Below are 13,234 nucleotides of genomic sequence, written 5' to 3'. Positions count from 1 at the left end.
CGAGCCAGACGGGTTATGCCCGATTTGCGGGGAGTTGCCGTTCGTCAACGTTTTCGAACAGACGTTGCAGCCGCTGTATTGTCACCCGGTTTTTCTGAAACCTGGCGTCAGTGTCGACGGTCACGGGCCAAACATCGGTTAAGTTTTTCTGATTAGGCAGATTTGGTAAGATCGGGAACTTTCCCTCGCCACCCGGAGTTTTCAATGCGTCGTCGTTTCATTCTGGCTTTCCTTGCATTCGGGATGCTGGCCATTTCCAGTCGTGCCTTCGCGCAGGAAGCTGCTGCCGCGGATAACGCAGCCGCCCCGAAATCAAAGTTCGATCAGCTGATCGAGAAGAAGAAAAAGATCGAGGGGATGTGGACGGTCTACTACAACGATCAGCAGATGCTCGTGGACTTTTCCAATGAGGCTCTGAAGAAAGAATACTTCATCCTGCCCTCCATCGCCCGCGGCATCAGCCGGGGAATGGTGCTGGGAGGAATGTCCTGGGGGTTCGGTGACGACGCGATCTGGTCCTTTAAAAAGACCGATGAGAAGCTCTTCATCATGCAACGGAACGTCCGCTTCCGTGCCAAGCCCAACAGCCCCGAGGCCAGCGCCGTCGAACTCGCCTACAGCGACAGCATTCTGTATTCGCTGCCGATTCTGACCAAATCCCCCAGCGGGGGAAGTCTGGTCGACATGACGCAGGTCTTCATGAACGACGAGTTGCAGGTGGGGAGCGAAATCGGCCCGGGATTCCGATTTGCCCAGGATCGATCAACTCTCTCGAACGTCAAAGTCTTTCCGGATAACCTCGAGCTGCAACTGAACGCGGTCTATTCGGGAAGCATGCCGATTGAGACCGTCCCTAACTCCAAAGGAGTTCAGGTCCTCATCCACTACAGCGTCAGCGTGCTCCCTCCCGTGGGATCGAACGGCTACAAGCCTCGCGCAGCGGACGATCGTGTCGGATACTTCGTCACCGCGATCAAAGATTTCTCGGACCGGGAAGACCCGGATCACTTCGTCCGTTACATCAATCGCTGGAACCTGCAGAAGCTCGATCCGAACATTGAGATTTCCCCGCCCAAAGAGCCGATCCGGTTCTATATCGAGAACACGGTGCCCGTGTACCTGCGTCCGACCGTCGAAGCGGGAATTCTGGAATGGAATAAGGCGTTTGAAAAGCTCGGGTTTGCCGGAGCAATCAAAGTGGATCAGCAGCCGGCCGATCCGAATTTCGATCCGGAGAACATTCACTACAACACGTTTCGCTGGATGACGGCGAACGCCCGCTTTGCCATGGGGCCCTCACGCGTCGACCCCCGCACCGGGCAGATTCTGGACGCGGACATCATCTTCGACGCTTCGTTTCTCGACAGCTGGAGCGAACGCTGGGAATCGTTCCGCAGTGAAGTTCCCGCAACTCCCGAAACGACGTTGTTTCATCCCCATGAACCACAGACAGCTTTCCCCTTCGGACATCGGCATTCCGCTGCCTGTTCGTACTGTCAGGAGATGCAGCGTTACAACGGCTTTGCCGCTGCATACTTCTCCGCTGCCGGTGTCTCTGAAGACGGCACCCTGCCTCGCGAGTTTGTTCACGAAGGCCTGAAGGAAGTGGTGATGCATGAAGTCGGGCACACGCTCGGACTGCGTCATAACTTCAAAGCAAGTACCTGGAAAACGCTGGATCAGATCAATGATCGCGAAACCGGGAAGGCGGAAGGGACCGTCGCCAGCGTGATGGACTATGCCCCGCCCAATATTTCCCCGGATAAAGCGACACAGGGGCTGTACTACTCGCAGACCATCGGCCCATACGACTACTGGGCCATTGAGTACGGCTACAAGCCGATCACCGGAAATGAAAAGGATGAGCTGAAGAAAATTGCAGCCCGCTCCAGCGAACCTGCGCTGGCGTTCTCAACCGATGAAGACACACGATCGATCGACCCGGATCCACATTCCGCGTTGTTCGATCTGGGACAGGATCCGCTCGCGTTCGCACGTCGCCAGATGGAGTTGACGACCAAGGCGCTGCCGGACGTGATGGAGCGCACTGTGAAGCCGGGCGAAGGGTATCAGCGAGCCCGTCAGGCGTTTCAGCTGCTCTTCGATGAATACTGGAAGGCTGCCGGAACCGCCGCCAAATTCCCGGGGGGAATTACTCTGAGCCGCGACCATCGCGGTGAGAAGGAAGGGCGTGCTCCTCTGACACCGGTCCCTGCTGCACAACAGCGGGAGGCGATGAAGCTGCTGGTCGAGTCCGCATTTGCAGCACCGGAGGTCAATCGCAAAGAATTGAACTACCTGGCGGTCTCCCGGTGGAGTCACTGGGGGATGAGCCAGCCATTCCGCCTGGACTATCCGATTCACGATGAGATGCTCAGCCGGCAGGATGACATCCTCGCCCGGGTGCTGAGTTCCATCACCCTGGGCCGGATTCTGGACAATGAATTCAAAGTGGAGCCGGGTGAAGATGCCTACACGCTGGCCGAGCACCTGTCGCTGATCAACGACGGTCTGTTTTCGGAGTGGAAGGCCAAGCCGGCCGAAGCACAATTCGACAACCGCAAGCCACTGGTCTCCAGCTTCCGACGCAACCTGCAGCGGCAGGCGATCCGCCGACTGGGAAGCATCGTCGCACAGTTCTCCTCAGCACCGAGCGACGCCCGGACGCTGACCCGGATGCATCTGAAGACCTTGCGGGATCAGGCTCAGGCGTTGCTGGACGACAAAGAACTGACGCTGGATGACTACTCCCGGGCTCATCTGCAGGACTCGGTATCCCGTATTGATACCGTGCTCAATGCGTCGCTGCAGATTCAATCGTTGAATTGATTGCAGTGTTCGAATGTAGAAAGCGTTTGGCCACACACATCAAGTGTGTGGCTAAACGTCTCTGATTACGGTGCTGACGAGAACAGAGTGCTCTCGTGAATGAACTTGCCGAAGTCGAAAGACGATTGAAGCTGCATGTCGATCGACTTGCAGGTCAGATCGGGTCTCGACATCTCGGCGATCCAGCGTCCTTGCAGGCCACGCACGAGTTGATTGCAACCGAACTTTCCAGTGCTGGTTATCAGCTGACTGAAGAGACGTATCCGGTCGGTGAGCAATCGGTTTCGAATCTGATTGTCGAACTGAAGGGGACTCGTCATCCCGACCGCGTGCTCATTGTCGGTGCTCACTACGACACCATTCCGGTCACGCCCGGAGCGGACGACAACGCGTCTGCAGTCGCCGCACTGCTGGAGATTGCCCGGCTACTCGCTCATGAGAAATTCGGGAGTACGGTTCGCTTGGTCTTCTTCCCCTGCGAAGAGCAACCTTATTTCCACTCAGAGCAGATGGGGAGTCAGGTTCATTCCCGGCGTTGTCGAATGGGAAACGAACAGCTGATCGGGATGCTGTGTCTGGAAATGCTGGGCTATTACACAACTGAGCCGGGGAGCCAGAAGTTGCCGCCGGGCATTCCGCGCAGGCTCCACTGGCTGTTCCCCAAGCGAGGCGATTTCCTGGCAGCGGTGGCGAATCCCCGATCGTGGTGGCTGCTGTTGAAGTTTCGTCTGGGCTTTAAGCGTGCGGTAAAATTCCCCCTGTTCACAATCGTCCTGCCGGAGAAGATCCGAGAGATCCGACTCTCCGACCATTCGAACTTCTGGGATCAGGGATATCCCGCGTTGATGCTCACCGACACCAGTTTCCTGCGGAATCCTCATTACCATCAGGCGTCGGATACGCCCGAGACGCTCGATTACTCGCGTATGGCCGAAGTGACCATGGGAATCTGCAGTGCGATTCGGTTTCTCGCTGGACGGGCTTAAGAGATTGTCACTGTTGCTGACGTGCTGTCCGAGGGCTATTGCCCTTCGGAGTTTCCGGAGTTCTCGCTTCGCGATCGGCTGACAGAACGCCAGAGAGCTGCAATCCAGCAGGTGACAATCGCTGTAATCATGGCTGGCACCGTCTCAGTGAAAATTGACCTTGATCATCTTTCGAGGTGTAACTCGAGACAAACTGATTTGATGTCGCCCAGCCGTTCATGCTGAAAGTTCCCAACAGGAGCCCCAGACGTTCACTTCCCCGCAACCAGACGCGGCCATCTTCAGTCGCTGTCACGGTGAGAATGGTCTTGTAGTGGAACGGGATCACCTTGCAGAACCGGCCTTTGAACCGCACTTCATAATGACAGGCATCCACCTGGCAGAATGTCGCTCGCAGCGGACCCTTGTGGCCCGTTCCGCAGCTGGTCCACGAACCGGACCATTCCCCATTCAGGTTCGGGACCGCAACACTTGCAGCATCCGGAACAGGTTCATTCTCAGCAGCAACCGCTTTGCCGCTCAACATGCCGAAAGTTCCGATCAGACTGAAAAGAACAATCGTGCAAACCGTAAAACGCATCATCCGCCTCTGAAGATGTAACCTGCTCAGAAAGGTTGATCGAGTCGCGAATGCAGAGCACTCGCAGGTATTCGAGCTTTCCTGAGCGAAGTGGAGCTTCCCGGTGAAGCCCGCTGGTGCTAAACGTTACACCCTGAATTTCCCGCAGGCGGAAATTCAAACGGAGTCGGGGCGCGAATCGCCGGACTTTCGAGGCTCGCCGAGGTATCGCCGCGACATCCGGTAGAGTTTTCCAAAGAGGGGTAACGGCTTTGTTGATGGGACGCTGTGAGTTCTCGCACTTGGAGAGTGCTAGGGACGCTGTACGCCGCACTCTCCGAGTGCGGCCATCGCGAACGGTGATCTCAATTCTATTTCTTCTGGCATCTCGGGCAGAAGAACGTACTCCGCTGGGCCTGAACGATCCTCCGGATTGAACCCTGTGAGCAGGTCAGGCAGAGTTCTCCCTGCTTGCCGTACACGCGGTGTTTGTTCTGGTAGCTGCCGTCTTTGTTGAGGGCGTTTCGATACGTTCCGTCCCCCAGCGTCGACCCTTCATACCGAATGGCCTCATGCAGAATCTCCAGCATCGCCAGATGCATCCGTTCGATTCGTTTGAGTGAAATCCGGGAAGCGATCGTCTCGGGATGGATCCCCGAGCGGTGCAGGATTTCACTGGCGTAGAGATTTCCAATTCCCGCGACCAGCTTCTGGTCAAGCAGCGCCACCTTGATGGGGCGGTCGGTCCCCTCCAGACGCGACTGCCAGTCGGCAACGGTCATCTCGAGAGCATCGATGCCCAGGCGATCAGCTCCCAGGGTTTCGTTCAGCTGTTCTGAAGTCAGCAGTCGCAATGTCCCGAGTCCCCTGCGGTCCCAGAACCAGACCGACTGATGAGTGCGACCTCGCTGGAGCTTCCATTCGAACCGCAGGTGTTCCACGCTCGGGGGAGATTCCACCAGCATGAGTCCGGTCATGCGAGGTTCAATGACAAAGGCGAAGTCGTTGTCGAGCTCGATGACGATCCGTTTGGCCCGCCGTCGAACGGCCTGAACTCTGCTTCCAGCACAGGCCGCCTGTATGAAGGAGAATTCCGGTTGAATCAGAATCGGTCGGCATCGGCAATCAGCCAGCGCGACATCCCTGAGCCGTGCTCCTTCGAACACAGGCCGGACTCCGCGGACCATCGTTTCAACTTCGGGTAATTCAGGCATGGGGGCAGCGAACAGAGGACAGGGGGCAGGGGGCACGCATTAAAGATTGTATTCGCTATCCACTCCCCACCACCAACTCCCCACTTCTCCTCTCAAAGCATTGCAATTGACCGGTTTTCCATAAACACCTATTAGTGCCGACGTTTCGTCACGGGTTCAAGTTGGGCAGAGGTCTCATGTCTGATTCAGATTCACGACAGCAGCGGCAGGCAGCCGCGTTACAGAAGCTTCTCGCTCATCTCGCGGAGCATCTGGACGCCCCTTTCTCAATCCGCTTGTGGGACGGGACCTCCGTTCCGCTGGGAGCGAATGTCGATCCCTCCCTGAACATTGCGATCAGCAGCCCAGGGGTGATCGCCTCGCTGCTGCGACGGCCGACCGCCGACAACCTGCTCAGGCATTACGCCCTGAAGCACATCGATTTTCAGGGAACGGATATCTACACGTTCCTGACCCGCATGCGGACAGAGAAATCCCGGCAGAAGATCCGGCAGATCAAGAAATCGGTCGTGATCAAGTCACTGCTTCCATTCCTGTTCGCCCCGGGGGAGTCAACGGAAGTCGAGCACCGTTATGAAGGGGATGCCAGTGGCCTGAAGCGGAAGCAGGCGGAAAACAAGGACTTCATTCAGTTTCATTATGACCTGAGCAATGAATTCTATGAGCTCTTTCTGGACCCCGAGATGGTCTATTCCTGCGGGTATTTTACGGACTGGAACAACTCGCTGGAGCAGGCCCAGATCGACAAGCTGGAGATGATCTGCCGGAAACTGCGGCTTCAGCCCGGCGAGCGGTTTCTGGACATTGGATGTGGATGGGGAGCGCTCGTCTGTCACGCTGCGAAGCATCACGGGGTGCAGGCCCATGGAATCACGTTGTCGGAACGGCAGCTGGAGTATGCTCAGGAGAAGATTCGCCGGCTCGGTTTACAGGACCGGGTGACTGTCGAAATCCGGGACTACGCCGACCTGGAAGGGACGTGGGACAAGGTCGCGAGCGTCGGGATGGTCGAGCATGTCGGGATCAACAATATGCGGAAGTACATGCAGACCGTCAGCCGGGTTCTGCCGGACCGGGGGATGTTTCTGTGTCATGGAATTACCCGCAGGGCGAAGAAGAGTCGTAAACGGTTCCGCACCATGAATGCCGAGCAGAAGCTGCTGGCCCGGTACATTTTCCCCGGAGGAGAACTCGACAACCTGGGCCACATGATCGAGATGATGGAGTCCAGCGGGTTCGAAGTGCACGATGTCGAGGGTTGGCGGGATCATTACGCCCTCACCTGCCAGCACTGGGCCCAGAGACTGAGTCGGCAGGAGCAGGCCGCGATCGACCTCATTGGGGAAGAACGCTACCGGATCTGGGTTTTCTATCTGGCGGGGGTCAGCCTGGCCCTGGGTGACGGATCGGCCTGCATCTTCCAGACACTCGGAACGAAGCACAAATCCCGGGGGCTTTCCGGGTTGCCGCCGACGCGGGCGCATCTTTATCAGGGATGACGGGGCCACTCCATTTCGGAAAACTGGGAACGCTGCACCGGTCGCAAGGGGAATCTCCGAGCCGTCTCAAGAAAGCCCGAAATACCTGTCGCGGCTCGCTTGGAGGTCACCTGCTCTCTGGGGACTCCAAAAACCAGTAAAAAATCCAGTGCAAACGGGACGGGGCAAGTATTATACAGAATCCGAATTCGTTCGAGATTCTCAGATCGAGGATCTCCGATCCCAATTCTTGAAATAAACAGATGCACTCTTCCGCTTGCTGAGAGTTTTCGTATTCTCCGCTCAATCGCTGCGCATGTCGCAAGAACTTTCACCCCCTTGAATTCAGCCAGAAGAGCAGATGCCACAGGTCTTTCATCCGAGCATGAATACCTTTGCTCGCGTGAGCATTTTCGGGGCAGCCTTCCTCGCGGCTGGAGTCATTGGACTCGCGTGGTTGCTGGTCCGATCTCCTTACATGACCGAGGCTGGCGTGATTCGTTCACAGCCGGTTCCGTTCAGTCACCTGCACCATGTGGGTGATGTGGGGTTGGATTGCCGTTACTGTCATCGGTCTGTTGAAACGGAAGCCTTTGCTGGGATTCCTTCAACGGAAGTGTGCATGAATTGCCATTCTCAGCTCTGGGCTGAGAGCGAGATGCTCGCCCCGGTTCGGGAGAGCTTCCGGGAAAACAAGCCTCTGGAATGGACCCGGGTTCACGACTCGCCGGATTACGTGTACTTCCATCACGGGATTCACGTGAGCAAGGGGATCGCCTGCGAGCGGTGCCACGGACGAGTGGACGAAATGCCGTTGATGTGGCGGCAGAACACGCTCCACATGGAATGGTGTCTGGAATGTCATCGTCACCCGGATGGAAATGTGCGTCCGACGGAAGACGTCTTCAAGATGGGGTGGAAGCCGACTGATGAAACTCCCACGGGAGCCGAGCTGGTGGCTGCTCATCACATCCGCAGCGAGACGAACTGTTCGGTCTGCCATCGATAGTCGGGCATTGAATTACAGTGTCGAGTTCGCGGTGCGAACCGAGTTAACGTGAGTTGTGGTCCGCAGTCGGACTCTACGAAGCAGGGATCAAAGTGAAGCCGTTGGCCACACAGCCGCCCGAATCGACAACCGCTCGCCAGCCTGTCTGGCGAACGCTCGAAGAGTATTCCGCAGATCCGGAATTCCTCTCGCGAGTTCAGCGCGAGTACGCAGAAGGCGCTGAATGGTGGTTGGACGAGCCTTCCCGTCGTAACTTCCTGAAGACTATGGGGGCTTCGTTTGCCCTGGCAGGTCTCACAGGGTGTGACGTCCGTCAACCCAAGGAAACCATCCTTCCCTACGTGGAAACTCCCGAGGGAATGATCCCCGGCAAAGCTCAGCACTACGCGACAGCCATGCCGCAGCTGGGGGGTGCCATCGGGATTCTCGTGGAAAGCCACGAAGGTCGCCCGACCAAGGTGGAAGGAAACCCGGATCACCCGGCGAGCCTTGGGGCCACCGACATCTTCGCTCAGGCGAGCGTTCTGGATCTGTACGATCCCCACCGTTCCCGCGTCGTTCAGCGAAATAACCGTATCAGCGACTGGCCCGAGTTTCTCGCGGAATTCCTGCCACGCATCGAGATTCACCGCCAGAAACAGGGTGCTGGTCTTTCCCTGCTGACGGGCGAAATTCTTTCTCCTTCGCTGCGAGCACAGATTCAAAGCCTGCTCGAATCGATGCCGCAGGCGAAATGGTATCAGTACGAGCCCGCTGCCACCCCGGAAGTGGCTCAGGCAGCCGAACAGGCCTTCGGTACGAAGCTTCAGCCTCGATATCAGCTCGCCGATGCAGACATCATTCTGTCGCTCGGTGATGATTTCCTTGGGGAAGGCCCATCGCGAGTTCGCCTCGCTCGAGAATTCTCAGCCCGCCGTAAGGTCGATGCCAACGGCCAGGCAAAGATGAACCGGTTGTACGTGGCGGAAACGACCCCCACGATTACCGGAAGCAAAGCCGATCATTGGCTGCGGCTTCCTCCGGAAGAAGTGGCTGCCATCCTTGCGGGAGTCGCTCAAGGTCTGGGAGTCAATACCCCGGCGCTGGGCAATCTCTCTTCCAAGTTGCCTGAGAAGTACAAGAAGTGGGTTGATGTTCTCACTGCGGACCTGAAGGGGGCTGGCGAACGCGGCCTCGTTATGGTTGGAGCGACGCAGCCTGTCGCTCTGCAGGTGCTGGGACACGCGATCAACAACGCTCTGGGAAGTCTCGGTAAGACGGTCACCTTCTCTCCTCCGCTGGGACAGATTGAAGGAGTGACTCCGGGCACGCTTGCGGATCTGGTCCGGGACATCGATGCTGATCAGGTCGAAACCTTGATGATTCTCGGTGTCGATCCGGTCTACTCGGCACCCGCCGACCTGGAATTTGCCAGCCGATTGTCTCGCAAGAAGGTCCCCGTCGCCGTTCATTACGGTCTGCATATCGATGCGACCGCACAACTGTGTGAATGGCACCTACCAGCGACACACTTCTTCGAAGAGTGGAGCGATACCCAGTCGGACGACGGAACGATCAGTATCGTCCAGCCGCTCATCCGGCCGATGTACCTGGGACGTTCGCCGCACGAAATCATCAACATCCTGCTGAATCAGACAGCGGTCGGAACCTACGACACCGTTCGCGGGTACTGGCTCGAGCGATTCGGCACCGGCAACTCCACGAACTGGAACCGTGCTCTGCACGATGGTCTGGTTCGCGATACCGCTGTTGCTCCGGTCGCAGTCGCGTTCAACGCAGCTGCACTCGAGACCCTCAACACTCAGGTCGATCTGGTTCCAGCGACTGGGGAATTCTCCATCGTCTTCCGCACTGACCCGTGCGTCTTCGACGGCCGATTCTCCACGAATGGCTGGTTGCAGGAACTCCCCCAGCCGATTTCCAAATTGACATGGGGAAGTGCAGCCTGGATCAGCCCGAAAACCGCTGAAGAGCTGAAGATCAAGACCCGCGACATCATCGAGATTTCGCGAGGCGGAACTTCGGTTCAGATTCCCGTCTACATTCAGCCGGGAATGCCAGAAAAAGTCATTACTCTGCCGCTCGGACAGGGACGAGCCGTTCACGGGGTCGCAGCCGTGGGTGTGAACGTCAACGTCATTCGCCCGTCACTGCAGCCGTGGCTCACTTCCGCCAGCGTCCGGGCGGTGTCCGGCAAGCGTGCTGACCTCGCGGTGACTCAGCATCACCACGAACTTCTCGGACGGGATCTGCTTCGACACGGAACTCTCCAGGAGTTCCAGAAGAACCCAAGTCACCCGTCGTTCGTGCAGGGAAATCATCATCACGCACCGGCTCATGACCATGATCACGATCATGATGATGGGCAGGTTGACGAACCGAATCATCCGCATTTGAAGGTTCCCGGCTCGGATCAGCCGACCTTCTATCCGGACATGCCGGAGATCGGTCCTCAATGGGGACTCACGATCAACCTGGGCGCCTGCACCGGCTGCAATGCCTGTGTGGTGGCCTGTCAGTCTGAAAACAACGTTCCGATCGTCGGAGCTGATCAGGTGGCTCGCGGCCGTGAAATGCACTGGTTGCGAATCGACAGCTACTTCGAAGGGAAACCGGACGAACAGCCGAAAGTCTTCCATCAGCCGGTGATGTGCATGCACTGCGAGCACGCACCGTGCGAACCGGTCTGCCCGGTCGGGGCGACGACTCACAGCGATCAGGGTCTCAACGAGATGACCTACAATCGCTGCATCGGAACCCGCTACTGCTCGAACAACTGTCCGTACAAGGTTCGGCGATTCAACTTCCTGGACTATCACACGGAAGAAAAGCTGTTGCCCGTGCTGCAGCTGCATGAAAATCCGAATGTCTCGGTTCGCAGCCGGGGTGTGATGGAGAAATGCACCTACTGCGTGCAGCGGATCAACAGCGTCCGCATCAATTCGAAGATGGAGAATCGCGAAATCCGCGACGGTGAAGTTGTGACAGCCTGTCAGTCGGCCTGCCCGGCTCAGGCCATCAGCTTCGGAAACATCGCCGATCCGGACAGTGTCGTCTCCAAGACCAAAGAGCATCCACTCAACTACGGTATGCTTTCTGAACTCAATACACGGCCCCGCACGACCTATCATGCGGCGGTATCCAATCCGAATCCCGCGTTGATTCCCGTGAAGGAGCATGCATGAGCAACGACACTCCTTCGCCGCAATATCCGGCACATGACACACCGCACGCGAAAACTCAGCATGAGATTCGCTCGGTGACCGATCAGATCAGCTCGATCGTCCTCAAAGGGGGCGTTCCTCCGGGCTGGTATGTCGGCTTTGGAATCGGCTTCGCACTGCTGATGCTGCTGATGGTCAGCGTGACCTGGCTGTTCATCAAGGGTGTGGGGATCTGGGGGATCAATATTCCCGTCGCCTGGGGCTTCGCGATCATCAACTTCGTGTGGTGGATCGGGATCGGCCACGCTGGAACTTTGATTTCCGCAGTGCTGCTTCTGTTCCGTCAGGAATGGCGAACCTCCATCAACCGTTTCGCGGAAGCGATGACGCTGTTCGCCGTGGCCTGTGCCGGTGTGTTTCCACTGATTCACCTGGGACGACCACAGTACTTCTACTGGCTGTTTCCGTATCCGAGCACCATGGGTGTGTGGCCGCAGTTCCGCAGCCCGCTGGTCTGGGACTGCTTTGCGGTGAGTACCTATGCAACGGTGTCACTGCTGTTCTGGTACATCGGACTGATTCCTGACCTCGCGACGCTGCGAGACCGGACTCAAAATCGATTCGCACAGATTACCTACGGCTTTCTGGCGATGGGTTGGCGCGGATCGTCCCGTCACTGGAAGCGTTACACGATCGCCTATCTGCTGCTGGCAGGTCTGGCGACTCCGCTGGTGGTCTCAGTGCATACCATCGTGAGCTTCGACTTCGCCGTGGCACAGATCCCCGGCTGGCACGCGACGATTTTCCCGCCGTACTTCGTGGCCGGGGCGATTTACTCCGGTTTCGCCATGGTGCTGACCATCGCCATTCCGCTGCGATATGCCTACTCGCTCAAGGGCTTCCTGACCGACTGGCACTTCGACAACATGGCGAAGGTGATGCTGGCTGCAGGTCTGGTGGTCGGTTATGGCTACCTCGTGGAACACTTCATCGCGTTCTACAGTGCTCATAACTACGAAGAATACATGATGACGAACCGCATGTTCGGACCGTATGCCTGGTCATACTGGATGCTGATCCTCTGCAACATTCTGATTCCGCAGGTTCTGTGGTTCAAATGGGCTCGGCTCAACCCGTACGTCCTGTTTGTGGTGGCGATCATCATCAACATCGGAATGTGGCTGGAGCGGTTTGTGATCGTGGTCACAAGTCTGCACCGGGACTTCCTGCCGTCGTCGTGGGAAATGTACTACCCGACGTTCTGGGACTGGTCCACGTACCTGGGAACAGTCGGACTGTTCATCTCCCTGTTGTTCATTTTCATCCGGGTTCTGCCGATGATTTCCATCTTCGAAATGCGGGAACTCGTGCATCATGAAGGGGGTGAAGAATGAAAGTCGACCCTCGTGAAGTACACGGCCTGCTCGCGGAGTTCGCGGACACCGATTCGCTGATTGAAGCTGCCCGGGTTCTGACCCAGAAGGGCTATCGCCGAGTGGAAGCCTATTCGGCCTTCCCGGTCGAAGGGGTTTCGGAAGCACTCAACTACCAGCATACACGGCTCCCTTATCTGGTGCTGTGCGGCGGAATTCTGGGTTGCATCGGCGGATATGCCATGCAGTACTGGATCGCAGCGATTGCCTATCCATTGAACATCGGGGGACGGCCATACAACAGCTGGCCAGCCTTCATCCCGGTGACCTTCGAGTGCACGATTCTCCTGGCATCGCTGACAGCAGTGTTCGGAATGCTGGCCCTCAACGGCCTGCCCAGACCGCATCATCCGCTGTTTGCCGTGCCGCAGTTCGCCCGAGCCAGTACCGACGGATACTTCATCGGAGTGCAGTCGAACGACCCGTTGTTCGATCTGGAAGAGACAGCCAAGCTTCTGCATGAACTGCACGCCAAGGAAGTGATTGAAGTCCCGGCGTCCGAATAGAGTCTTGAGATTCACCCGGGTGGAATACACTCATCAGCTGGACCATCATCACGGTC

9 protein-coding genes are annotated in these 13,234 nt (G+C 57.3%); 7 read left to right on the top strand and 2 right to left on the bottom strand.

Features of this window, described 5'->3' with window-relative positions:
* The first annotated feature begins 204 nt into the window (after nucleotides 1-204).
* Together SH661x_RS17545 and SH661x_RS17540 are read left to right on the top strand one after the other, a co-directional pair.
* Nucleotides 205-2,829 (top strand): zinc-dependent metalloprotease, encoded by a 2,625-nt coding sequence (locus tag SH661x_RS17545; RefSeq protein WP_437224153.1) that lies wholly within the window; start codon nucleotides 205-207, stop codon nucleotides 2,827-2,829.
* A 95-nt stretch (nucleotides 2,830-2,924) separates the two neighbouring features.
* Complete coding sequence (locus SH661x_RS17540) at nucleotides 2,925-3,815, top strand: M28 family peptidase (protein WP_437224150.1); 891 nt, start codon at nucleotides 2,925-2,927, stop codon at nucleotides 3,813-3,815.
* A 127-nt stretch (nucleotides 3,816-3,942) separates the two neighbouring features.
* On the opposite strand, the gene SH661x_RS17535 is transcribed toward SH661x_RS17540, so the two are convergent.
* Nucleotides 3,943-4,341 (bottom strand): hypothetical protein, encoded by a 399-nt coding sequence (locus SH661x_RS17535; RefSeq protein ID WP_437224147.1) that lies wholly within the window; start codon nucleotides 4,339-4,341, stop codon nucleotides 3,943-3,945.
* Nucleotides 4,342-4,745: 404 nt separating this feature from the next.
* Nucleotides 4,746-5,588 carry a bifunctional DNA-formamidopyrimidine glycosylase/DNA-(apurinic or apyrimidinic site) lyase gene (gene mutM, locus SH661x_RS17530; protein WP_437224144.1) on the bottom strand — a complete coding sequence of 281 codons (843 nt, stop codon included), beginning with the start codon at nucleotides 5,586-5,588 and terminating at the stop codon, nucleotides 4,746-4,748.
* A 176-nt stretch (nucleotides 5,589-5,764) separates the two neighbouring features.
* On the opposite strand from mutM, the gene SH661x_RS17525 reads away from it, so the two are divergent.
* From SH661x_RS17525 to SH661x_RS17505, 5 genes are all read left to right on the top strand, one after another.
* A complete protein-coding gene (locus SH661x_RS17525; protein WP_437224142.1) occupies nucleotides 5,765-7,087 on the top strand; it encodes a class I SAM-dependent methyltransferase in 1,323 nt (440 codons plus the stop codon).
* 340 nt (nucleotides 7,088-7,427) lie between these two features.
* The gene (locus tag SH661x_RS17520) at nucleotides 7,428-8,075 is read left to right on the top strand and encodes a cytochrome c3 family protein (RefSeq protein WP_437224140.1); all 648 of its coding nucleotides are present in this window, start codon (nucleotides 7,428-7,430) and stop codon (nucleotides 8,073-8,075) included.
* Nucleotides 8,076-8,128: 53 nt separating this feature from the next.
* Nucleotides 8,129-11,260 carry a TAT-variant-translocated molybdopterin oxidoreductase gene (locus SH661x_RS17515; RefSeq protein ID WP_437224137.1) on the top strand — a complete coding sequence of 1,044 codons (3,132 nt, stop codon included), beginning with the start codon at nucleotides 8,129-8,131 and terminating at the stop codon, nucleotides 11,258-11,260.
* Nucleotides 11,257-12,633 carry an NrfD/PsrC family molybdoenzyme membrane anchor subunit gene (gene nrfD / locus SH661x_RS17510; RefSeq protein WP_437224135.1) on the top strand — a complete coding sequence of 459 codons (1,377 nt, stop codon included), beginning with the start codon at nucleotides 11,257-11,259 and terminating at the stop codon, nucleotides 12,631-12,633. The genes SH661x_RS17515 and nrfD overlap by 4 nt, the downstream gene beginning before the upstream one ends.
* Nucleotides 12,630-13,178 (top strand): DUF3341 domain-containing protein, encoded by a 549-nt coding sequence (locus tag SH661x_RS17505; RefSeq protein WP_437224133.1) that lies wholly within the window; start codon nucleotides 12,630-12,632, stop codon nucleotides 13,176-13,178. The genes nrfD and SH661x_RS17505 overlap by 4 nt, the downstream gene beginning before the upstream one ends.
* Nucleotides 13,179-13,234: the final 56 nt, after the last annotated feature.

The sequence above is a fragment of the Planctomicrobium stercoris genome, from assembly GCF_051465655.1.
Taxonomy (GTDB): domain Bacteria; phylum Planctomycetota; class Planctomycetia; order Planctomycetales; family Planctomycetaceae; genus Planctomicrobium.
This window is presented reverse-complemented; position numbering and strand designations above follow the sequence as displayed.

Bases quoted from the DNA above. Each gene is read 5' to 3' on its own strand.
- SH661x_RS17545 (WP_437224153.1), top strand. From the start codon at position 205: ATGCGTCGTCGTTTCATTCTGGCTTTCCTTGCATTCGGGATGCTGGCC.
- SH661x_RS17535 (WP_437224147.1), bottom strand. From the start codon at position 4,341: ATGTTGAGCGGCAAAGCGGTTGCTGCTGAGAATGAACCTGTTCCGGAT.
- mutM (WP_437224144.1), bottom strand. From the start codon at position 5,588: ATGCCTGAATTACCCGAAGTTGAAACGATGGTCCGCGGAGTCCGGCCT.
- SH661x_RS17525 (WP_437224142.1), top strand. From the start codon at position 5,765: ATGTCTGATTCAGATTCACGACAGCAGCGGCAGGCAGCCGCGTTACAG.
- SH661x_RS17520 (WP_437224140.1), top strand. From the start codon at position 7,428: ATGCCACAGGTCTTTCATCCGAGCATGAATACCTTTGCTCGCGTGAGC.
- nrfD (WP_437224135.1), top strand. From the start codon at position 11,257: ATGAGCAACGACACTCCTTCGCCGCAATATCCGGCACATGACACACCG.
- SH661x_RS17505 (WP_437224133.1), top strand. From the start codon at position 12,630: ATGAAAGTCGACCCTCGTGAAGTACACGGCCTGCTCGCGGAGTTCGCG.